18 protein-coding genes are annotated in these 20,738 nt (G+C 60.7%); 8 read left to right on the top strand and 10 right to left on the bottom strand.

From position 1 onward, the window contains the following. Nucleotide 1: 1 nt before the first annotated feature. Together ACF8MC_RS13170 and ACF8MC_RS13165 are read right to left on the bottom strand one after the other, a co-directional pair. Nucleotides 2-649 carry a DsbA family protein gene (locus ACF8MC_RS13170; RefSeq protein ID WP_033649493.1) on the bottom strand — a complete coding sequence of 216 codons (648 nt, stop codon included), beginning with the start codon at nucleotides 647-649 and terminating at the stop codon, nucleotides 2-4. A gap of 68 nt (nucleotides 650-717) precedes the next feature. Further along, on the bottom strand, nucleotides 718-1,602 hold the full coding sequence (locus ACF8MC_RS13165; RefSeq protein WP_039567352.1) for an MBL fold metallo-hydrolase: 885 nt from the start codon (nucleotides 1,600-1,602) through the stop codon (nucleotides 718-720). Nucleotides 1,603-1,710: 108 nt separating this feature from the next. Here ACF8MC_RS13165 and ACF8MC_RS13160 point away from each other — a divergent pair, with 108 nt between their 5' ends. Then, nucleotides 1,711-2,619 carry a LysR family transcriptional regulator gene (locus ACF8MC_RS13160; protein ID WP_086580390.1) on the top strand — a complete coding sequence of 303 codons (909 nt, stop codon included), beginning with the start codon at nucleotides 1,711-1,713 and terminating at the stop codon, nucleotides 2,617-2,619. Between the two features lie 27 nt (nucleotides 2,620-2,646). Here the strand turns inward: ACF8MC_RS13160 and ACF8MC_RS13155 are convergent, their stop codons facing one another. Beyond that, complete coding sequence (locus tag ACF8MC_RS13155; RefSeq protein WP_060422171.1) at nucleotides 2,647-3,570, bottom strand: LysR family transcriptional regulator; 924 nt, start codon at nucleotides 3,568-3,570, stop codon at nucleotides 2,647-2,649. Nucleotides 3,571-3,703: 133 nt separating this feature from the next. Between ACF8MC_RS13155 and lysA the strand changes: the two genes are divergently transcribed. Further along, complete coding sequence (lysA, locus tag ACF8MC_RS13150; RefSeq protein WP_033649495.1) at nucleotides 3,704-4,966, top strand: diaminopimelate decarboxylase; 1,263 nt, start codon at nucleotides 3,704-3,706, stop codon at nucleotides 4,964-4,966. A gap of 27 nt (nucleotides 4,967-4,993) precedes the next feature. Here lysA and ACF8MC_RS13145 read toward each other — a convergent pair whose 3' ends face one another. The 3 genes from ACF8MC_RS13145 to galR all read right to left on the bottom strand — a co-directional run bounded on the left by ACF8MC_RS13145 (nucleotide 4,994) and on the right by galR (nucleotide 6,826). Then, complete coding sequence (locus tag ACF8MC_RS13145) at nucleotides 4,994-5,296, bottom strand: helix-turn-helix domain-containing protein (RefSeq protein WP_004931828.1); 303 nt, start codon at nucleotides 5,294-5,296, stop codon at nucleotides 4,994-4,996. A gap of 5 nt (nucleotides 5,297-5,301) precedes the next feature. Beyond that, nucleotides 5,302-5,646, bottom strand: a complete 345-nt coding sequence (locus tag ACF8MC_RS13140) for a type II toxin-antitoxin system RelE/ParE family toxin (protein ID WP_033635775.1) — start codon at nucleotides 5,644-5,646, stop codon at nucleotides 5,302-5,304. 160 nt (nucleotides 5,647-5,806) lie between these two features. Continuing rightward, nucleotides 5,807-6,826 carry an HTH-type transcriptional regulator GalR gene (gene galR, locus ACF8MC_RS13135; protein ID WP_033649496.1) on the bottom strand — a complete coding sequence of 340 codons (1,020 nt, stop codon included), beginning with the start codon at nucleotides 6,824-6,826 and terminating at the stop codon, nucleotides 5,807-5,809. A 220-nt stretch (nucleotides 6,827-7,046) separates the two neighbouring features. On the opposite strand from galR, the gene ACF8MC_RS13130 reads away from it, so the two are divergent. The 3 genes from ACF8MC_RS13130 (at nucleotide 7,047) to lplT (ending at nucleotide 12,991) form a co-directional block, all read left to right on the top strand. Beyond that, entirely contained in the window at nucleotides 7,047-9,305 is a 2,259-nt protein-coding gene (locus ACF8MC_RS13130) for a molybdopterin guanine dinucleotide-containing S/N-oxide reductase (protein ID WP_039567358.1), read from the top strand. A gap of 348 nt (nucleotides 9,306-9,653) precedes the next feature. After that, nucleotides 9,654-11,807, top strand: coding sequence for a bifunctional acyl-ACP--phospholipid O-acyltransferase/long-chain-fatty-acid--ACP ligase (aas, locus tag ACF8MC_RS13125; protein WP_164105290.1), 2,154 nt, complete (start codon nucleotides 9,654-9,656; stop codon nucleotides 11,805-11,807). After that, on the top strand, nucleotides 11,807-12,991 hold the full coding sequence (gene lplT, locus ACF8MC_RS13120) for a lysophospholipid transporter LplT (protein WP_033635770.1): 1,185 nt from the start codon (nucleotides 11,807-11,809) through the stop codon (nucleotides 12,989-12,991). The genes aas and lplT overlap by 1 nt, the downstream gene beginning before the upstream one ends. A 33-nt stretch (nucleotides 12,992-13,024) precedes the next feature. Here the strand turns inward: lplT and ACF8MC_RS13115 are convergent, their stop codons facing one another. The 4 genes from ACF8MC_RS13115 to mutH all read right to left on the bottom strand — a co-directional run bounded on the left by ACF8MC_RS13115 (nucleotide 13,025) and on the right by mutH (nucleotide 16,156). Beyond that, nucleotides 13,025-14,065, bottom strand: coding sequence for an NADP(H)-dependent aldo-keto reductase (locus tag ACF8MC_RS13115; RefSeq protein WP_033635767.1), 1,041 nt, complete (start codon nucleotides 14,063-14,065; stop codon nucleotides 13,025-13,027). A 206-nt stretch (nucleotides 14,066-14,271) separates the two neighbouring features. Further along, nucleotides 14,272-14,490, bottom strand: coding sequence for a YgdI/YgdR family lipoprotein (locus ACF8MC_RS13110; protein WP_033635766.1), 219 nt, complete (start codon nucleotides 14,488-14,490; stop codon nucleotides 14,272-14,274). A gap of 159 nt (nucleotides 14,491-14,649) precedes the next feature. Then, nucleotides 14,650-15,366 carry a TerC family protein gene (locus tag ACF8MC_RS13105; RefSeq protein ID WP_033635765.1) on the bottom strand — a complete coding sequence of 239 codons (717 nt, stop codon included), beginning with the start codon at nucleotides 15,364-15,366 and terminating at the stop codon, nucleotides 14,650-14,652. 103 nt (nucleotides 15,367-15,469) lie between these two features. Further along, nucleotides 15,470-16,156, bottom strand: coding sequence for a DNA mismatch repair endonuclease MutH (gene mutH / locus ACF8MC_RS13100; protein WP_033635764.1), 687 nt, complete (start codon nucleotides 16,154-16,156; stop codon nucleotides 15,470-15,472). A 696-nt stretch (nucleotides 16,157-16,852) separates the two neighbouring features. Here mutH and rppH point away from each other — a divergent pair. The 3 genes from rppH to lgt all read left to right on the top strand — a co-directional run bounded on the left by rppH (nucleotide 16,853) and on the right by lgt (nucleotide 20,734). Then, nucleotides 16,853-17,380: an RNA pyrophosphohydrolase gene (gene rppH / locus ACF8MC_RS13095; protein ID WP_004931849.1), complete on the top strand. Its 528-nt coding sequence runs from the start codon at nucleotides 16,853-16,855 to the stop codon at nucleotides 17,378-17,380. Between the two features lie 12 nt (nucleotides 17,381-17,392). Then, nucleotides 17,393-19,639, top strand: a complete 2,247-nt coding sequence (gene ptsP / locus ACF8MC_RS13090; protein WP_041036509.1) for a phosphoenolpyruvate--protein phosphotransferase — start codon at nucleotides 17,393-17,395, stop codon at nucleotides 19,637-19,639. 222 nt (nucleotides 19,640-19,861) lie between these two features. Continuing rightward, complete coding sequence (gene lgt, locus ACF8MC_RS13085; RefSeq protein ID WP_060422186.1) at nucleotides 19,862-20,734, top strand: prolipoprotein diacylglyceryl transferase; 873 nt, start codon at nucleotides 19,862-19,864, stop codon at nucleotides 20,732-20,734. The last annotated feature ends 4 nt before the right edge of the window (nucleotides 20,735-20,738 follow it).

The following is a 20,738-nucleotide window of genomic DNA, read 5'->3' as shown; positions in this document are numbered from 1 at the left end:
GTTACGCCAGCGCGGCGGCGCCCAGCAGGTTTTTCCAGGCTTCCACGTTACCCAGATAGTTGCCGGCCGGCAGCAGATGCAGGCGGCCTTCGCTGTCCTGCAGCGCAAAGGTCGGGAAGCCCTGGCCTTGCACTTTGGCCAGTAGCGCCCGGCTTTCCGCGATGTGCTGCGCGGTTGGCGCGCCGGTGTTGAAACGCATTTCGGCGATAAACGCCGCCGAAGGCAACCCCAGCTCTTTCGCCAATGCTTCCAGCACCGGCGTATCGGCGATGCGCCGGCCTTCTTGATAGTGCGCCTGCTGAATGCGGTGCAGCATGTCCAGCCCGCGCCCCGCCAGCTTTTCCGCCGCCAGGATAGCGGTGATCGGCGGCTCGGAATCCATCACTGCCGTGGTGTCGCGCAGCAGGCCGTTGAAATAGGCTTCGCCAAAAGGCTGGCCCGTCATCTCGGCGATGCGTTTGTCGTGCGGAATGACGTAGTTGCGCCATTCGTCGGTGATTTGGCGGCGGTTGTTACCGGTCATCATGCCGCCGGCGTGCGGCACAACCTTCAGCCCTGGGAGGCTCTGAGCAGCTTTCACCAGTGGCGCGGCGCCGTAGCACCAGCCGCACAGCGGATCGAAAATGTAATGCAGAGTGGTTTCGGTCATCTTTACTCCTCGCCTGGCGCGCGGCAGCTCACCGCGGCGCCAGGGCTGGTTCAATCACGCACGGGCGCTTATTGCGGCCACTTCATCTCGCCTTTCAGCACTTTCGCGCTCAGTTCCAGGCTCGACTCGTCTTTCAGCGTCGGGTAGTGCTTTTTCATCGCCTCAATCAGCGCGGCGGAATCCTTGGCCTTCGGCAGCTCGGCTTCCAGCGTGGTCAGGTATTTCTGGGTAAAGTGCACCGATGCCAGCGTTTGCGCTGCGCCCGGCAGGAAGTGGCCCGGCACGACGACCTGCGGCTTCAGCGCTTCGATGTTTTTCAGCGTCTGCTGCCAGTGCTGGCGCGATTCCACGCTCTGGTTGTCGGCGATCCACGGGTGGATATTGTCACCGGCGACCGCGACACCGCCCACTACCGCTTTCAGCGCCGGGATCCACACGAAGGTGCGATCGGGGGTCGGGCCGTTCAGGCCTTTCACTTCCACTTTCTGGCCGTCGATGGTGAAGCTGTCGCCCTGCAGCGGCTGCGGCACGATCACGGTTTTCGGCGCGTTGTCTTTCAGGATCGGGCCCCAATAGGCGACTTTACCGTCTTTGGTAGCGTTGATGTCCTTGATAGTGCCTGGCGAAGCGATGATTTTCGCCTCCGGGAAGGCCGCTTTAATCACGTCCAGACCGAAATAGAAATCCGGGTCTGAGTGGCTGATGTAAACGGTGGTCAGTTTCTTGCCGGTCGCCTTGATCTTTTTAACCAGCGCTTCAGCGTCGTTACGCTGGAACTGAGCGTCGATCAGCGCCACTTCGTGTTTGCCGCTGATGATTTCGGAAGACACCGGGAACACGCTTTTCTCGCCCGGGTTATACACTTCCATGGTCAGGGTATCGGCCGCGGTGGCGTAGGCGCTGAGGGTGGCGACGCCGGTGAAGGCCAGAGTTAACAGTGATTTCTTAAACATGGGCAGAGGTCCTTAGGTATCGGTTAATGTTGTAATGATGTTAGGTTGCATAAAGCGATAGAAAAACCGGATAATAAGCAATTATTCGTTGCATAAATCGGACTAATCATGGATCGCATTACCGCCGCAGAGGTTTTTGTCACCATCGTCGATCGCGGCAGCATGATCGCCGCTGCGGAAACGCTGGAGATGTCGCGCGCGATGGTGACGCGCTACCTGGCGCAGATGGAGCAATGGGCCGGGGCGCGTTTACTGCACCGCACTACCCGTAAGCTTAGTCTGACCGACGCCGGTGAGCGTACTCTGGAGCGCTGCCGGCAAATGCTGGCGCTGGCGGGGGAGATCGACCTGGTGGAGGAAGGGCAGAGCGACGAGCTGCGCGGCCTGCTGCGCATCACCTGTTCGCAGTCGCTGGGGCAAACGGCGCTGGTGGGGGCGGTCGCTCAGTATCTGAAGCGCCACCCGCAGGTGGCGGTCGATCTGCAGATGAACAATCGGGCGGTGAACCTGGTGGAAGAGCGTATCGATCTGGCGCTGCGCATCACCAACGAGCTGGATCCCAACCTGATCGCCCGCCCGCTGTCCACCTGCGCATCGGTGGTGTGCGCCGCGCCGGCATATCTGGCGGCGCACGGCGCCCCGCGTCAACCGCAGGATCTGGCGTTGCACAACTGCCTGACTTATTCCTATTTCGGCAAAAGCCTGTGGCACTTCGATGCTCAGGGCGTGAAATCGGCGGTAGCGGTCAGCGGCAACCTGAGCGCCAACGAGTCGGTGGTGCTGATGGCCGGCACGGTGCAGGGCGCGGGCATTTCCATGCAGCCCTATTATTCGGCGGCGCCGCTGCTGGCCAGCGGCGAACTGGTCGAACTGTTGCCGGATTACCGGCCGCAGTCGATGGGCATCTACGGCATCTACACCTCGCGCCGCCAGATGCCCGCCACCTTGCGCACCATGCTGGACTTTTTGGTGGAGTGGTTCGCCACCGATCCGCAGTGGCAGGCGACGCTGCGCTGATGCTGCGGCAATATTCCCCCGCCGCTTTCAGCGCCTGACGGCGGCGGCCAGCCGGGCGACAAAGGTGGCGGCCTGCTGATGAAGGTGGTCGATAAAGGCCGTCACCAGCGCCGACGAGGGGCGGTGTAGCGGCCGAATCAGGCTGACGGTGAACGGCACGTCGATGCTGAACGGCCGCACGTGCACGCCGTTGCCGGCATAGTCGAGCACCGTCAGCGGGTTGACGATCGACACCCCCACGCCGGCCCTCACCATGGCGCATACCGATGCCGCGCTGTGCGTTTCCATCACCATGCGGCGCTCGACGCCCTGCTCGCCGAACAGCGTATCCAACAGGTGGCGATAGCTGTCGGTGCTCGACAGGCTGATAAAGTTCTGCCCGGCGAAGTCCTGCGGCGTCAGCCGATCTTTCAGCAGCAGTGGGTGGCCCGTCGGCAGCACGCACACTTCGTTCAACGTCATCAGCGTCACCCGCTCGGTGCCCGCCGGCGTCAGGGTGGTTTCCGTCAGCCCGAGATCGTGGCGCTGGGCCGACAGCCACTCTTCCAGCAGCGGCGACTCTTGCGGGATAACGCTGAAGCTGACTTCCGGGTAACGTTCGATAAAGGGCCGGCATACCGCCGGCAGCAGCGATTGGGAAAAAACCGGCAGGCACACGATCGACAGCTGCGCCTGCTGAAACTGGCGGATGCCGGCGGCGGCGTTGACGATGCGATCGAGGCCGTAATAGGAGCGCTGCACCTCTTCGAACAACCGTAGGCCCTGCATCGTGGGGGACAAGCGACCGCGCACCCGATCGAACAGCTGCAGCCGAATCAGCTTTTCAAAACGCGCCAGCTCACGGCTGACGGTCGGTTGCGAGGTCTGCAGCAGGGCCGCCGCCTCGGTCAGGTTGCCGGTGGTCATCACCGCCCGAAAGATTTCGATCTGCCGCAAAGAGATGCTGTGCATGGCGAGGGCGCTCGACTGTGGGGAAAGCCATATCATAAATGAATAGACTACGGCTAAATAGATATTTTCCACCCGATTCAGCGTGCGGCACTATGGCGTTATCTGCCGTCATTTTTGAATTGGGAATATCGCCATGCCACGCCCGTTGCACGACACCTCCACTGCGTTGAACGCCGCTAACCTGTTGGCCTTGCCGCAGCGTTTCGGCTGCCCGGTTTGGGCCTATGATGCGGACATCATCAGCCAGCGCATTGCTCAGCTGCGCCACTTCGACACTATCCGTTTCGCACAGAAGGCCTGTTCGAACATTCATATTTTGCGCTTGATGCGCGAGCAGGGCGTGAAGGTGGATTCGGTGTCGCTGGGCGAGATCGAGCGGGCGCTGCAGGCCGGTTTTCAGCCGGGCGGCGAACCGAGCGAAATCGTGTTTACCGCGGACGTGTTGGATCATGCCACGCTGGCGCGCGTCAGCGAATTGAAGATCCCGGTCAACGCCGGTTCCATCGACATGCTGGATCAGCTCGGCCAGGTTTCCGCAGGGCACCCGGTGTGGCTGCGCATTAACCCGGGGTTTGGCCACGGCCACAGCCAGAAAACCAACACAGGCGGCGAGAACAGCAAGCACGGTATCTGGTATGCCGACCTGCCGCAGGCGGTGGAGAAAATTCGCCGCTACGGCCTGAAGCTTGTCGGCGTGCACATGCACATCGGTTCCGGCGTCGATTACCAGCATCTGGAGCGCGTCTGCGATGCGATGGTGCAGCAGGTGATCGATCTCGGTCATGATATCAGCGCCATTTCCGCCGGCGGTGGCCTGTCTATCCCGTACCAGTACGGCGAAGAGGCGATCGATACCGAACACTATTTCGGGTTGTGGAACCGGGCGCGTGAACGCATCGCCGCGCATCTGGGGCATCCGGTGCAGCTGGAGATCGAACCGGGGCGTTTCCTGATGGCGGAAGCGGGCGTCTTGGTGGCCGAGGTGCGGGCGGTAAAAGACATGGGCAGCCGCCACTTCGTGCTGGTGGACGCCGGTTTTAACGATCTGATGCGTCCGGCAATGTACGGCAGCTATCACCATATTTCGCTGTTGCCGGCCGATGGGCGCGACACCTCGCGGCAAGCGCTGCGCGAGACGGTAATTGCCGGGCCGCTGTGCGAATCCGGCGACGTGTTCACCCAGCAGGCGGGCGGCGGCGTGGAAACCCGCGAACTGCCGCCGGTGCAGATCGGCGATTATCTGGTGTTCCACGACACCGGCGCCTACGGCGCATCGATGTCCTCCAACTACAACAGCCGCCCGCTGTTGCCCGAAGTGCTGTTCGAAAACGGCGAGCCGCGGCTGATCCGCCGCCGCCAGACCATCGAAGAGCTGATCGCGCTGGAGCTTATCTGATAAGCGGGCGGGCGCCTTGCGCTCGCTTCACAGCGTCATGCGGCGGTGTTGGCCATTGGGCAATTGCACATCCAGCGACAGCGTGCCGCCCATGGCCTCGATATAGCGTTTGAGCGACGACAGCTTTATTTCGCTGCCGCGCTTTTCCAAATTGGCGACGGAGGGTTGGCTGATGCCGAGCCGCTTCGCCAATTCAACCTGAGAGACCGCCAGCTCTTCCCTCAGCATCGCCAGCCGCAGCTCGAAAATTTCCTGGTCCGCTTTTTGCCTGGCGGCGGCAACGACGGCGGGATCGAGTTTATCGATCAGTTGGGATAAAGGTTTGGCCATCTGCACTACCTCCGGGTTGCCAGATAATGTGAAAACTCCATGGCGGCGATGGGCAACATGCGCTGGTAAAAGCGTTTGTCGCCGGTTTTATCGCCACCGCACAGCAATACCGCTTGCCGCTGTGGGTCAAAGGCGAAAAACACCCTGAAAGGGCGCCCGCGATGTTGAACGCGCAGCTCCTTCAACTGCCGGACCGCGTCGGAAAAATACAGCGTATCGGCATGCGGCCGCGTCAACTGCGGGCCGAACGTCTGCAATTTGAAGATCGCCGCCAGGATGCTTGTTTGCTGGGCGTTGTTCAGCGCTAAAAACCAGTCGTCGAACCGTTCGACGGTCACCACTTGCCACATGATGCGCTCCGAATATAGCGTTTATGCTATATAGTGTAAAGGTTATTGTGCCAACAATATGCACGAACGCTGGGAGCGGAAAAAATCCAAAAGCGGGAAATGCGGCGGGCTGCGCAATCTGAACGCACGGGTGATGGCTCCACCCATGCGGCGGCGCGAATTACGGCTGTTCGTGCGCGTTGTTGAGGGTGGCGACCGAGTGGCGGCGCACCAGCGTCGGGCTGAACATGTTGGTGATTTCCGGCAGCGGTTGACGATTGGCCAAGGCCAGGGCCAGTTCCGCCGCCTGGGTCGCCATCGCCACGATCGGGTAGCGAACGGTGGTCAGGCGCGGCCGCAGGTAGCGCGAAATCAGTACGTCGTCGAAACCGATCAGCGAAATTTGCCCCGGTACGTCGACGCTGTTGTCGCTCAGCACCGAAAGCGCGCCGGCGGCCATCGGATCGTTGTAGCAGGTAACGGCGGAGAAAGAGCGGCCGCGGCCGAGCAATTCGGTCATCGCCTGTTCGCCGCCGATCTCGTCCGGTTCGCCGTAGGCGATCAGCTTTTCATCCACCGCAATGCCGTGCTCCTGCAGAGCGTCGAGATAGCCTTGCAGGCGATCGGTGGCGTCGGAAATCTGGTGGGTGGAGCAGATGATGGCGATGCGCTGATGCCCTTGCTGGATCAGATGACGGGTCGCCAGCCAGGCGCCGTAGCGATCGTCGAGCGCCACGCAGCGCGTTTCAAAACCCGGCAGCGTGCGGTTGATCAGCACCATGCCCGGGATCTGCTGCATCCAGCCGCCAAGTTCCCGATCGCTCAGACTTTTGGCGTGCACCACCAGCGCCTCGCAGCGATGTCGCACCAGCTGTTCAATCGCCTGACGCTCTTTTTCGGCGTCGTGGTAACCGTTGCCAATCAGCAGAAAATTGTGGGTGGCGTAGGCCACCTGCTCGACCGCTTTGACCATCGCCCCGAAGAAGGGGTCGGAAACGTCGGAGACGATCAGGCCCAGCGTTTCGGTGGACTGCTGCGCCAGCGCCCGTGCGTTGGCATTGGGGTGATACTGCAGCTGTTCCATGGCGGCCAGCACCGCGGTGCGCGACCCTTCGCTGGCCTTGGGAGAATTGTTTATCACGCGGGATACCGTGGCCACGGAAACACCCGCCAGCCTGGCAACATCCTTTATCGTAGCCATATCAGTCAACACATCCTGGGTAATCGCTTACATCCCCCAGTTTTGCGGAAAAAAACCGGGGCTGCAAGCGGTGTTGTGCGCAACTTGTGGCGGCCGTTGCAGAATCTTTTCGCGGCTGTGCGCATAACCGTCGGCCGCCGAACGATAGCGCAATTTGTACGTTGGCACTGGCGACGGGCTGAGGTAACGTCTGTGCATTCCGATTTGCGCCGAGAACGCCATGTCCATTAAACGCTATCCGCAGCTCGCCCATTGGGGCGCCTATACCGCCGTGGTTGAAGACGGCCGGCTTATCCGCTGTGAACCTTTCGCCGACGATCCCGACCCTTCGCCGTTGCTCGATTCCATCGTACCGATGGTTTACTCCGACAAACGTATCCGCAAGCCGGCGGTGCGCCGCTCGTGGCTGCAAAAGCGCGAGGGCAGCGACCGCACGCTGCGCGGCAGGGAAGATTTCGTCGAAGTGGATTGGGAACTGGCGCTCGATTTGGTGGCGCAGGAGAATCGCCGGGTGCGCGATCGCTACGGCGCCTCCGGGCTGTTTACCGGCTCTTATGGCTGGTCGTCGGCCGGGCGCTTGCATCATGCGCGCTCGCTGGTGCGACGGTTCTATTTCAGCGGCGGCGGCGGGGTCGATCAGCAGGGCAACTACAGCTGGGGCGCGGCGCAGTTTTTCCTGCCGTATGTGATCGGCACTTTCTCGCCGTTGACCGGGCGCGTCACCAGTTGGCCAAGCGTGGTGGAGCATTGCGAGCTGTTTGTGGCGTTTGGCGGGCTGGCGCTGAAAAATGCCCAGGTCTCTTCCGGCGGCGCGGCGGAGCATGCGCTCAAACCCTGGCTGCAAAAGCTGGCGCACAAGGGCACGCCGGTTGTCAACATCAGCCCGATGCGCGACGACTGCCCCGGGTTCGTCAACGCGGAGTGGATCCCGATCCGGCCGAATACCGACGTGGCGCTGATGCTGGCGCTGGCTTACGAAATTCAGCGGCTGGGCGCGCAGGACGAAGCCTTCCTGCGCAGCCACTGCGTGGGCTATCAACAGTTGGCGGATTACCTGAACGGCGTGAGCGACGGCGTGGCGAAAACGCCGGCCTGGGCCAGCGCCATTACCGGCATTCCGGCGGCGCGCATCGCCCTGCTGGCGCGGCAGCTGATCGGCGTGCGCAGTTTTATCACCTGTTCCTACTCCGTACAGCGCGCGCACCGCGGCGAGCAACCCTATTGGATGATGATCGCGCTGTCGTCGATGTTGGGCCAGGTGGGCCTGCCGGGCGGCGGCTTCTCGTTCGGCCACGGCTCGATGAACGGCGTCGGCAACCCGCGCGTGGACACACCCGCGCCGACCATGCCGGTAGGGGAAAACCCGGCCGGGCTGGCGATCCCGGTGGCGCGCATCTGCGACATGCTGCTGCACCCCGGCGAAACCTATCAATTTTGCGGCGAGACGCGGCAGTACCCGGATATCCACCTGGTGCACTGGGCCGGCGGCAACCCGTTCCATCACCATCAGCAGCTGAACCGGCTGGTGGAAGGCTGGCAGAAGCCGGATACGGTGATCGTACAAGATATCTGGTGGACGGCGGCGGCCAAAATGGCGGATATCGTGTTGCCGGTCACCAGTTCGCTGGAGCGCAACGACATCGGCGGCTCCTCGCGCGATCGCTACGTGCTGGCGATGCATCAGGCGATTGCGCCGCAGCATCAGGCGCGCAACGATTTCGATATCTTCGCCGATCTGGCGGAGCGCCTGGGCTATCGCGAGCGCTTTACCGAAAACCGCGGCGAGCGGGCCTGGATCGAAGATATCTATCGGCAATGCGGCGCGGCGCAGCGGCGCGCCGGCGTCGCCTGGCCCGAGTTTGAGGATTTTTGGCGCCGGGGCTATGTCGAACTGCCCGCGCCGGCCAAGGAGTTCGTGTTTTTTGACGCGTTTCGCGCCGATCCGCAGGCTAACCCGCTTCAGACGCCCAGCGGCAAGATCGAACTGTTCAGCGAGCGGATCGCCGGTTATCGCTACGAGGATTTCGCTCCGCATCCGCAGTGGCGGCCGCCGGTCGAGTGGCTGGGGGCGCCGCAGGCCAAAACCTGGCCGCTGCATCTGATCTCCATTCAACCGAGCGATCGTCTGCACAGCCAGATGGATCCGGCGCCGCTGGCGCAGGGCAATAAGACCGCCGGGCGCGAAACCCTGTATATGCATCCGGAGGACGCGGCGCAGCGCGGCGTGGCGGACGGCGCCGAAGTGCTGGTCAGCAATGCGCGCGGCAGCTGTCTGGCGGGGGCCTCCCTCACCGACGGCGTGACGCGCGGCGTGGTGCTGATGGCGACCGGCGCCTGGTTCGAGCCGGGTTACGACGCGCAGCGCCGGCCGGTCGAGCAGGCGGGCAACCCGAACGTGCTGACGCTGGATATCGGCACCTCGCCGCTGACGCAGGGGCCGAACGCCATGAGTTGCCTGGTGGAGGTCAGCGCGCGATGAGTGAAGGTTTCACGTCGGGATAACCGGCTCGCCGTCGCGGCTGTATTTATTTTTTCGCCGCTGCGGGAAGGTTTAAGTTTCATTGAGTTATTACAGCAGATCGCGGGAAATTTACAGCTGGTTGCATTTGGAGCAGAACTCTTGCGATTCGCCGGTAGTTTCCTGCACGCCATCTCTCTAGAGTAGGTGATCCCAGAGGTATTGATTGGTGAGAAATCAGCATACTCTGTATGTTGAAGCCATTTTCAATTGCACCAACCTACGCGGATGCGTAGGTTTTTTTTTGCCTGCCATATAGTATTCTTTTCCCTACAACGATTTACGCCTCCATGGCCAAGGGAGAAGGGCATGATCTTTTCACTGCTGCGCGCGCTGTTTCGCCTGCTGTTTCGGGTACGGGTCGAAGGGGACGTTCAGCACTTCGAGCGGCAAAAACTGCTGATTACGCCGAACCACGTCTCTTTCCTCGACGGCGTGTTGCTGGCGCTGTTCCTGCCGATTAAACCGGTGTTTGCGGTTTACGCCAGCATCGGCGAGAGCTGGTTTATGCGCTGGCTGCGGCCCTACATTGATTTCGTCTCGCTCGATCCCACCAAGCCGATGGCCATCAAGCAACTGGTGCGCATGGTCGAGCAGGGGCGGCCGATCGTGGTGTTCCCTGAAGGGCGCATCACCGTGACCGGCGCGCTGATGAAAATCTACGACGGCGCGGCGTTTATCGCTGCCAAATCGGGCGCCACCGTGGTGCCGGTGCGGATCGACGGCCCCGAGTTCAGCCCGTTCGGCCGCATGGCCGGGGTATTCAAGATCCGCTGGTTCCCGCGAATCAGCATCCGCATCTTGCCGCCGACCACGCTGCCGATGCCGGAAGCGCCGCGCGCGCGTGAACGCCGGGCGCTGGCGGGCGATCGGCTGATGCAGATCATGATGCGGGCGCGAATGGATACGCGCGAACCGCAGACGCTGTTCCATGCCTTGCTGGCGGCGCAGCACCGCTACGGGCGCCGCAAGCCCTGTATCGAAGACATCGCTTTCAAAGAAGACAGTTACCAGACGCTGATCAAGAAATCGCTGGGCGTCAGCCGCATTCTGCAGCGCTTTACCGCCGAAGGGGAACACGTCGGGCTGCTGTTGCCGAACGCCACCATCACCGCGGCGGCGATCTTCGGCGCTTCGCTGCGTAACCGCATTCCGGCGATGCTCAACTACACCGCCGGCGCCAACGGCCTGAACAGCGCGATGCTCGCCGCCGGCATCAAGACCATCGTCACCTCGCGCCAGTTTCTGGAGAAGGGCAAGCTGACCCACCTGCCGGAGCAGGTGACGCAGGCCAACTGGGTGTATCTGGAAGATCTGAAAGACACCGTTACGCTGGCGGACAAGCTGTGGATTTTGCGGCACTTGCTGCAGCCGCAGCGCGCGGCGTTGCCGCAACGCCCGGAGGACGCGGCGCTGATCCTGTTCACTTCCGGTTCCGAAGGCCACCCCAAGGGCGTGGTGCATTCGCATGCCAGCCTGCTGGCTAACGTAGAACAAATTCGCACCATCGCCGACTTCACGCCGTGCGACCGTTTCATGTCGTCGCTGCCGCTGTTCCACTCGTTCGGCCTGACGGTGGGGCTGCTTACGCCGCTGATCACCGGCAGCCGCATTTTCCTCTACCCCAGCCCGCTGCACTATCGCGTGGTGCCGGAGCTGGTGTATGACCGCAACTGCACGGTGTTGTTCGGCACGGCGACCTTCCTCAACAACTATGCGCGCTTCGCGCATCCGTATGATTTCGCCCGCCTGCGCTACGTGGTGGCCGGCGCGGAGAAACTGGCGGACAGCACCAAACAGATCTACCAGGACAAATACGGCATCCGCATTCTGGAAGGCTATGGCGTGACCGAGTGCGCGCCGGTGGTGTCCATTAACGTGCCGTTGGCGACCAAGGTGGGCACCGTCGGCCGCATCATGCCGCAGATGGAGGCGCGCCTGATTGCGGTGCCGGGCATCGATAACGGCGGCCGCCTGCAGCTGAAGGGGCCGAACATCATGAAAGGCTATCTGCGGGTTGAGCGCCCCGGCGAGCTGGAACCGCCGGCGGCGGAAGATGCGAACGGCGTGCTGCAGCCGGGCTGGTACGACACCGGCGATATCGTCAGCCTGGATGAGCAGGGCTATTGCACCATTCGCGGCCGCGTGAAACGCTTCGCCAAGCTGGCGGGCGAGATGGTGTCGCTGGAGAGCGTCGAATTGCTGGCGCAACGGCTGTCGCCGGAAAAAATGCATGCCGCCACGGCCAAAGGCGACAGCAGCAAAGGCGAGGCGCTGGTGCTGTTCACCACCGATCCCGCCATCACTCGTGAAGCATTGCTGCGGGTGGCGCGTGAGCTGGGCAGCCCGGAGCTGGCGGTGCCGCGCGATATTCGCCTGTTGAAAACGCTGCCGGTGCTCGGCAGCGGCAAACCCGATTTCGTCACCCTGCGTCATATGGCCGAACAGCCGGAGAGTGCCTGATGAATCCTTCGACCGAGTCCCCTTTGCTGTCACGCGGCATGATCGCCGTCATCAGCGCGCAGTTCCTCTCGGCGTTCGGCGACAATGCGTTGCTGTTCGCCACGCTGGCGTTGATCAAGCAGCAGCTGTATCCGGACTGGAGCCAGCCGATCCTGCAGATGGCCTTCGTCGCCACCTACATCATCCTGGCGCCGTTCGTCGGCCAGGTGGCCGACAGCTTTGCCAAAGGGCGGGTGATGATGTTCGCCAACGCCTTAAAATTGGCGGGGGCGTTGGTGATCTGTTTTGGGGGAAACCCGTTCCTCGGCTACAGCCTGGTCGGGGTGGGAGCCGCCGCGTATTCGCCGGCCAAATACGGCATTCTGGGCGAGATCACCAGCGGCGAGAAGCTGGTCAAGGCTAACGGCCTGATGGAGGCCTCGACTATCGCCGCCATTCTGACCGGTTCGGTGGCCGGTGGCATTCTGGCGGACTGGCATGTGGTGGCGGCGCTGGCGGTCTGCGCCTTGGTTTACGCGGGGGCAGTGGTCGCCAACCTGTATATTCCGCGCCTCGCGGCGGCGCGCCCGGGGGCTTCCTGGCGCCCGCGGGCCATGACGAACAGCTTCTTTACCGCCTGCGTCACGTTATGGCGCGATGGGCAGACGCGTTTTTCCTTGATCGGCACCAGCCTGTTCTGGGGGGCCGGCGTGACGCTGCGTTTTCTGCTGGTGCTGTGGGTGCCGGTGGCGCTCGGCATCGCCGATAACGCCACGCCGACGCTGCTGAACGCCATGGTAGCCGTCGGTATCGTGGTGGGGGCCGGCGCCGCCGCACGCTTTGTCACGCTGAAGACGGTGAAGCGCTGCATGCCGGCCGGGATCCTGATCGGCGTTGCGGTCGCGGTATTCGCGCTGCAAACCACCATGCTCAATGCCTATGTCTTGTTGGCGATCATCGGCATGCTGGGGGGCTTCTTCGTGGTGCCGCTCAATGCGTTGCTGCAGGAGCGGGGCAAGCATTCGGTCGGCGCCGGCAATGCTATCGCGGTGCAAAACCTGGGTGAAAACGCCGCCATGTTGCTGATGCTGGCGCTGTATTCGCTGGTGGTGAAGCTGGGCGTGCCGGTGGTGGGCGTCGGCGTAGGGTTTGGCGTGGTGTTTGCGCTGGCGATTAGCGCGCTGTGGTGGTCGCAGCGGCGGTGAAACGGGGCGCAGCCAGGCTGCGCCCTTGCTGTATTAAGGCGCCGGAATGGTAAACCGGGTATGGATTTCTTCGAGCGCCTGCAGTACGTCTTCATCCAATACCACATCGAGGCTGTCGATGTTGATTTTCAACTGATCCACCGTGGTGGCGCCCAGCAGGGTGCTGGCGACGAACGGCTGTTGACGCACGAAGGCCAACGCCATCTGCGAAGGATCCAGCCCGTGTTTTTTGGCCAGCGCCACGTACTCGGCGATCGCCAGCTGGGTTTGCTGACCTGAATAACGGTTGAAGCGGGTGAACAGCGTATTGCGCGCACCGGCCGGTTTTGCGCCATTGAGGTATTTACCGCTCAGGGTACCGAACGCCAGGCTGGAATAGGCCAGCAGTTCCACCCCTTCGTGCTGGCTGATCTCGGCCAGGCCAATCTCAAAGCTGCGGTTCAGCAGGCTGTACGGGTTTTGAATCGACACGATGCGCGGCAGCTCGTGTTTCTCCGCCAGCTGCAGGTAGCGCATCACGCCCCAGGGCGTTTCATTGGAAACCCCGATATAGCGGATCTTGCCGGCGCGCACCTGCTCGGTCAGCGCCTCCAGCGTTTCCAGCAGCGTGACCGTGGCTTTGTCGTCGGTGTATTGATAGTTGAGTTTGCCAAAACAGTTGGTGGCGCGCTGCGGCCAGTGCAATTGGTAGAGATCGAGATAATCGGTATTCAGCCGCTTGAGGCTGGCGTCCAGCGCGGCGCGGATGTTTTTGCGATCGAGCGCCTGCTGCGGGCGAATGCTGCTGTCGGTGCCGCGCACCGGGCCCGAGACTTTGCTGGCCAGGACGATTTTTTCGCGATTGCCGCGCGCCTTGAGCCAGCTGCCGATATAGCTTTCGGTCAGGCCCTGGGTTTCCGGACGGGGCGGCACCGGGTACAGTTCGGCGGTGTCTATCAGGTTGACGCCTGCGGCCAATGCATAGTCCAGTTGCGCATGGGCGTCGGCTTCGCTGTTCTGTTCGCCAAAGGTCATGGTGCCCAGTCCCAGCACGCTCACTTCTAAAGAACTGTGGGGAATACGGTGGTATTGCATTAACGGCCTTCCTTTCTTGTTAGCGCTTACGGGCCGCGCGGCCCGGTGAAACAGGAGCCCAATGTCAGAAGACGGCGCAGAGTCCGTCGGGCGGCGATGTCGCCTTTCCTGACTATAACCAAGCGGTGAAGATGGGGGAAGCGGATTCCGTGCGGACGCGAATGGGGGCTACCGCGCTTGAACGGGCGATAGCCGGCGGGCGGTGATTAGCGTTCGATAACCTGAGAAACTTGATCGCCGTTGATCTGGCGCTGGTTGCCTTTCTCGTCTTTATAGCTGATGAGGCCGGTATCTTCATCGATCTCCGGTTTGCCTTGCGTCAGGATCATGTTGCCGTCTTTGGTCGCCATCACGTAGTCGCTGGAACACCCCGCCAGGCCAGCCACCATCACCAGCGCAGACACTGCCATTACCCACTTTTTCATCCTGCGGATCCTCGATTATGCAGAAAATAATGTTCTTTCAAGATTAGCAAACTCTCGGCGAAGCGCGTCTCAGATAAGTCTTTATCTGATAAGAAAAAGTGAAATGAGAGGTCAACGAAGTGATGAAAGCCGCCAATGGCGGCTTTCATATAGATAGCGTTATTCCGGCGCGCGATTTTTTTTGCTGCGCATCAGATTGAGCGCTTCTACCGACATCGAGAAGAACATGGCGAAGTAGATGTAGCCTTTTGGCACGTGCACCTGGAAGCTTTCCAGCATCAGCGTGAAGCCCACCAGGATCAGGAACGCCAGCGCCAGCATTTTCACCGATGGATGGCGGTTGACGAATTCGCCGATCGGTCGGGCAGCGAACATCATCACGCCGACGGCGATCACCACTGCCGCCATCATGATGAACAGATGGTCGGAAAGGCCCACGGCGGTAATCACCGAATCCAGGCTGAAGATAATATCCAACAGCATGATCTGCACGATCGCGCCGAAGAAGCTGTGCACCTTGGTGTGGTGCTCTTCTTCCGACCCTTCGATGGTTTCGTGGATCTCTTTGCTGGCTTTCCAGATCAGGAACAGCCCGCCCAGCAGCAGGATCAGATCGCGAGCGGATACGCTGTGCTCCATCACGGTAAACAGCGGATGGGTTAGACGAATCACCCAGGCGATGGAAGCCAGCAGCGCCAGGCGCATAAGCATGGCGGCGGCCAGCCCGATCCGGCGAGCTTTGTTCTGTTGCGCTTTGGGCAGCTTGGCCACCACCAGCGACAGAAAAATGATGTTATCAATACCCAGTACGATCTCAAGAATGGTTAGCGTGCCTAACGCTAACCAGGCATTGGGATCCATAATCCATTCGAACATTGCTCGACACACCTTATTAATACTTAATAAATGCAAAGCGTGAATTATACGCGTTTATCATGGCGCTGATAGGGGCAGCTAAACCAGAGTTAAACGAAATCGCTTAGATTGAGAAATGTCTTGCCAGCAGCGCGCCGGTAAAACTCTTTTTCAGATAGAAGCCGCGCGGCAGCGTCATGATCGGTTGCCCTTGTTCGCCGATGGCTTCGGTGAGCGCCTTGCTGTTAGCCGCTTTGGGGCGCAGCTGCAGCACTTCGCCGTGGCGTGCGGTGATGCGCTCTACGTGGCCGAGCACGATCAAATCCATCAATTCTTCCCAATCGCGGCGCAGCATTTCGTCTTCTGCCGCGCTTGGGCTCCACAGCAGCGGCGAACCGACGCGGCGTTCGGCCAGCGGGATCTGGCGTTCGCCTTCTACCGGTATCCACAACACGCGCGCCAGCTTGTAGCGAACGTGGCTGTTGGCCCAGGTGACGCCGCTGTTGCCGGTGAGCGGAGCGACGCAGACAAAAGTGGTTTCCAGCGGTTTGCCGGCGGCGTCGACAGGAATGGTTTTCAGCTCGATGCCCAGCTCGGGAAAGTCCTGCTCCGGTTTGCTGCCGGCCATGGCGCCGAGATACAGCTCCAGCAGCATGCCTACCCAACCTTTATCGCGTTTCAGATCCTTGGGGATTGGCAGCTGCGCGCGAGCGGCCAGTTCGCCAAAGCTGGCGCCGGCCAGCGCCTGAGCGCGCTCGAACAGCTGCCGTTCATTTTCCGGCGGGGGCGGCAAAGGGGATAAAAACGCCATAAATCAAGCCTGTCTGGTTTGGTTGAAAAACGTACTGCAATTATGCGCGGTGAGCGATAACCGCCATCGCTTGGGGAAAAGAATAATAGTAGCATGATTTTACATGACTTTTTTCCTTTCTTGGCGTGGTGGACAATGCACTGGCGGGGCTTGTTCACCTGAAGCCACCGACAATAAACAGGATCTTACACCTATTTATCCACAGATTTTTGGGATAACCCAAATTTTTGCCGATCACTGGTTCAATTTACAGCCTTGACTCGGGCGGTTTTTTACGAATTTGTCCGTTTTGTGCGTAACTTGCCCGGATAATCTGTGGATAAAAACGACGTTGATGGATCTTTCGCCAGGGTAAGATCCTTACCGTGCATAGATCACATTTTTGCCCTGTATATAACGATGCGTTAATGCATAATTGTATGTTTTTAAAATAAATATGCGTTTTTAGTGTTGAGGGGGGATTTTGGGGGTTAAGAGTTTTACCGGCTTATTCCTCGAGTTCTGCACACACCTATCCACAGAAAAAGTGAATAAAACCGGTCTGAAAGGCTAGGGTATGTTTATAACTTTGCCTATATCTGTGAGTTATCCCAATGTTATTCGGCCCGCAGCGCCGTAAAGCAGTGGTTTACCGCCTGTAGCTTGTGTGAAACAATCAGGACATCTATGCGAATTTAAGCTTATCGAGGTAGTCCGGTGATCGATGATGATGGCTACCGCCCGAATGTTGGTATCGTAATCTGTAATCGTCAGGGGCAGGTCTTATGGGCCCGCCGTTACGGTCAGCACTCCTGGCAGTTTCCCCAAGGTGGGATTAACCCTGGCGAAACTGCGGAGCAGGCGATGTACCGTGAGCTGTTCGAAGAAGTGGGGCTGAGTAAAAAGGATGTGCGCATCCTGGCTTCGACCCGCAACTGGTTGCGCTATAAATTGCCGAAACGTTTGGTGCGTTGGGACACAAAGCCGGTTTGTATCGGCCAAAAGCAAAAATGGTTTTTGTTGCAGCTACTGTGCAATGACGCTGATATCAATATGCAGCGCAGCAGCACGCCGGAGTTCGACGGTTGGCGCTGGGTGAGCTTCTGGTATCCGGTACGCCAGGTGGTGTCGTTCAAACGCGACGTTTACCGCCGGGTGATGAAAGAATTCGCCGTGACCGTGATGCCGATGCAAGAGCAGGCGGCGCCGCGGCAGGCCCCTGCTTATCGCCGAAAGAGAGGTTAAGTTAAGCCGACTATGCTCACGCGCTTGCGAGAAATTGTAGAGAAGGTGGCTGCGGCGGCCAGTCTGACGGATGCGCTGGATCTGCTGGTCAATGAAACCTGTCTGGCGATGGACACCGAAGTGTGTTCCATCTATCTGGCGGACAACGATCGCCGCTGCTACTACCTGATGGCCACGCGCGGGCTGAAAAAGCCGCGCGGGCGCACTATCGCATTGGCGTTTGATGAGGGCGTCGTCGGGTTGGTCGGCCGCAGAGCCGAGCCTATCAACCTGGCCGATGCCCAAAGCCACCCCAGTTTCAAATACGTCCCGCAGGTGAAAGAGGATCGTTTCCGATCCTTCCTCGGGGTGCCGATCATTCATCGGCGCCAGCTGCTGGGCGTGCTGGTGGTGCAGCAGCGCGAGCTGCGCCAGTTCGACGAAAGCGAAGAGTCTTTCATGGTCACCCTGGCCACGCAGATGGCCGGGATCCTGTCACAATCGCAGCTTAACGCCATTTTCGGCCAGTATCGCCAAACGCGCGTGCGCGCGCTGGCGGCCTCACCCGGCGTGGCGGTGGCGGAAGGGTGGCAGGACAGCAGCCAGCCTTCGCTCGATCAGGTTTACCGCGCTTCGACGCTGGACACCGCCAGCGAGCGCGAGCGCCTGACGCTGGCGCTGGAAGAGGCCGGCGCGGAGTTTCGCCGCTTCAGCAAGCGTTTTGCCGCCAGCTCGCAAAAGGAGAGCGCGGCGATCTTCGATCTTTACTCTCACCTGCTAAACGACGCCCGCCTCAAGCGCGAACTGTTCGCCGAAATCGACAACGGTTCGGTGGCGGAGTGGGCGGTGAAACAGGTGATAGAGGCCTTTGCCGAGCAGTTTGCCAAACTGCAGGACACCTACATGCGCGAGCGCGGCAGCGACCTGCGCGCGCTGGGCCAGCGCCTGCTGTTCCACCTCGACGACACCACTCAGGGCGCCACCCAGTGGCCGGCGCGTTTTGTGCTGGTGGCGGATGAGCTGACCGCGACATTGCTGGCCGAAGTGCCGCAGGATCGCCTGGTCGGCGTGGTGGTGCGCGACGGTGCCGCCAACTCGCATGCGGCGATTCTGGTGCGGGCGATGGGGGTGCCGACGGTGATGGGCGCCGACATCCAGCCTTCTCTGCTCAGCCAGCGGCTGCTGATCGTCGACGGTTATCGCGGTGAACTGCTGGTCGATCCTGAACCGGTGCTGGTGCAGGAATATCAACGGCTGATCAGCGAAGAGCTGGAGCTGAGCAAGCTGGCGGAAGACGACGTCGAGCAGCCGGCGCAGTTGAAAAGCGGCGAGCGCATTCAGGTGATGCTGAATGCCGGCCTCAGCCCGGAACATGAACAGCTGTTGGGCGGCCGGGTAGATGGCGTGGGGTTATACCGCACCGAAATCCCGTTCATGTTGCAAAGCGGCTTCCCCTCCGAAGAGGAACAGGTCGCGCAGTACCAGGGCATGCTGCAGCTTTACCCGAGCAAGCCGGTTACGCTGCGCACTCTGGATATCGGCGCCGACAAGCAGCTGCCTTATATGCCGATCAGCGAAGAGAACCCCTGCCTGGGCTGGCGCGGCATCCGCATCACCCTGGATCAGCCGGAGATCTTTTTGATTCAGGTGCGCGCCATGCTGCGTGCCAACGCCGGCACCGGCAATCTGGGCATTCTGCTGCCGATGATCACCAGCCTGGAAGAGGTCGATGAGGCCAAACGCCTGATTGACCGCGCCGGGCGCGAGGTGGAAGAGGTGCTCGGCTACGCGATCCCGAAACCGAAAATCGGTGTGATGCTGGAAGTGCCGTCGATGATTTTCCTGATCCCGCATCTGGCCGGGCGCGTTGATTTCATCTCGGTCGGCACCAACGATTTGACCCAGTACCTGTTGGCGGTGGATCGCAACAATACCCGAGTCGCCTCGCTGTATGACAGTTTGCACCCCGCGATGCTGCAGGTGCTGAAATTGATCGCCGAGCAGGGGAACGCTGCCGGGTTGCAGCTTAGCCTGTGCGGTGAACTGGCCGGCGATCCCATGGGCGCGCTGTTGCTGGTGGGCATGGGCTATCGCAATCTGAGCATGAACGGCCGCAGCGTGGCGCGCATCAAATACCTGCTGCGGCATATCGACCTTGCCGACGCCGAAATGTTGGCGCAGCGGGTGTTGAACACCCAGATGACCACGGAAGTGCGCCATTTGGTGGCGGCGTTTATGGAGCGACGCGGCATGGGCGGATTGATCCGCGGGGGCCGGTAGCCGCCGCGCGTTGTGATTTTTTTACAGAACTTTTCCCGGCCTGCCGGACCGGACCGCGCTAAGCCTATGTTATGATGCGCAACCTCAGTGCGGCGCAGGCTCGTCGCCTTGCACACCGCAGCGGCCAATGCTGCTGCTTGCAAGACGCGGGACAATCTCCGCCGCCGCTTGGCACCTGCCGCCCCCGCATGGGGAAAAATAACAGACATGTTGTGGTGATAGATGAGCAATAGCTATCTGGCGTTTCCTAAATTTGATCCGGTCATTTTCTCCATTGGCCCGGTTTCTCTGCATTGGTACGGCCTGATGTACCTGGTCGGCTTCGTTTTTGCCATGTGGCTGGCTGTGCGCCGTGCCAACAAGCCGGGCAGCGGCTGGACCAAAGACGAAGTTGAAAACCTGCTCTACGCCGGTTTCCTGGGCGTATTCGTCGGCGGCCGCGTAGGCTATGTGCTGTTCTATAACCTGCCGCTGTTCCTGGATAACCCGCTCTATCTGTTCAAGGTCTGGGATGGCGGCATGTCGTTCCACGGCGGCTTGATGGGGGTGATTCTGGTGATGTTCTGGTTCGCTCGCCGCACCAAACGCACCTTCTTCCAGGTTTCCGATTTTATCGCGCCATTGATCCCATTCGGCCTGGGCGCCGGCCGCCTCGGCAACTTTATCAACGGTGAACTGTGGGGCCGCGTGACCACCGATACCCCTTGGGCGATGCTGTTCCCAAGTTCGCGCAGCGAAGACGTGGCCCTCGCCGCCGCCGATCCTTCCTTGCTGCCGTTATTGAATCAGTACGGCGTACTGCCGCGCCACCCATCGCAGCTGTATGAACTGCTGCTGGAAGGCGTGGTGCTGTTTATCATTCTGAACCTGTTTATTCGCAAGCCGCGGCCGATGGGCGCCGTCTCGGGCCTGTTCCTGATCGGTTATGGCACATTCCGCATCATCGTTGAAGCGTTCCGCCAGCCGGATGCCCAGCTCGGCCTGTTCGACGGCGTGATCAGCATGGGGCAGATCCTGTCCATCCCGATGGTGGTGGCCGGTATTATTATGATGATTTGGGCGTACCGTCGTCGCCCGCAGCAACAAATGTCGTGAGGGA

This window comes from Serratia sp. LACPHL-BACT-2024-00286, from assembly GCF_043109535.1.
Taxonomy (GTDB): domain Bacteria; phylum Pseudomonadota; class Gammaproteobacteria; order Enterobacterales; family Enterobacteriaceae; genus Serratia; species Serratia sarumanii.
The sequence above is the reverse complement of the archived record's forward strand: the minus strand, read 5'-3'. Positions and strand labels throughout refer to the sequence as shown.

Coding starts and splice junctions, on each gene's coding strand:
- ACF8MC_RS13170 (WP_033649493.1), bottom strand. CDS start 649: ATGACCGAAACCACTCTGCATTACATTTTCGATCCGCTGTGCGGCTGG.
- ACF8MC_RS13165 (WP_039567352.1), bottom strand. CDS start 1,602: ATGTTTAAGAAATCACTGTTAACTCTGGCCTTCACCGGCGTCGCCACC.
- ACF8MC_RS13160 (WP_086580390.1), top strand. CDS start 1,711: ATGGATCGCATTACCGCCGCAGAGGTTTTTGTCACCATCGTCGATCGC.
- ACF8MC_RS13155 (WP_060422171.1), bottom strand. CDS start 3,570: ATGCACAGCATCTCTTTGCGGCAGATCGAAATCTTTCGGGCGGTGATG.
- lysA (WP_033649495.1), top strand. CDS start 3,704: ATGCCACGCCCGTTGCACGACACCTCCACTGCGTTGAACGCCGCTAAC.
- ACF8MC_RS13145 (WP_004931828.1), bottom strand. CDS start 5,296: ATGGCCAAACCTTTATCCCAACTGATCGATAAACTCGATCCCGCCGTC.
- ACF8MC_RS13140 (WP_033635775.1), bottom strand. CDS start 5,646: ATGTGGCAAGTGGTGACCGTCGAACGGTTCGACGACTGGTTTTTAGCG.
- galR (WP_033649496.1), bottom strand. CDS start 6,826: ATGGCTACGATAAAGGATGTTGCCAGGCTGGCGGGTGTTTCCGTGGCC.
- ACF8MC_RS13130 (WP_039567358.1), top strand. CDS start 7,047: ATGTCCATTAAACGCTATCCGCAGCTCGCCCATTGGGGCGCCTATACC.
- aas (WP_164105290.1), top strand. CDS start 9,654: ATGATCTTTTCACTGCTGCGCGCGCTGTTTCGCCTGCTGTTTCGGGTA.
- lplT (WP_033635770.1), top strand. CDS start 11,807: ATGAATCCTTCGACCGAGTCCCCTTTGCTGTCACGCGGCATGATCGCC.
- ACF8MC_RS13115 (WP_033635767.1), bottom strand. CDS start 14,065: ATGCAATACCACCGTATTCCCCACAGTTCTTTAGAAGTGAGCGTGCTG.
- ACF8MC_RS13110 (WP_033635766.1), bottom strand. CDS start 14,490: ATGAAAAAGTGGGTAATGGCAGTGTCTGCGCTGGTGATGGTGGCTGGC.
- ACF8MC_RS13105 (WP_033635765.1), bottom strand. CDS start 15,366: ATGTTCGAATGGATTATGGATCCCAATGCCTGGTTAGCGTTAGGCACG.
- mutH (WP_033635764.1), bottom strand. CDS start 16,156: ATGGCGTTTTTATCCCCTTTGCCGCCCCCGCCGGAAAATGAACGGCAG.
- ptsP (WP_041036509.1), top strand. CDS start 17,393: ATGCTCACGCGCTTGCGAGAAATTGTAGAGAAGGTGGCTGCGGCGGCC.
- lgt (WP_060422186.1), top strand. CDS start 19,862: ATGAGCAATAGCTATCTGGCGTTTCCTAAATTTGATCCGGTCATTTTC.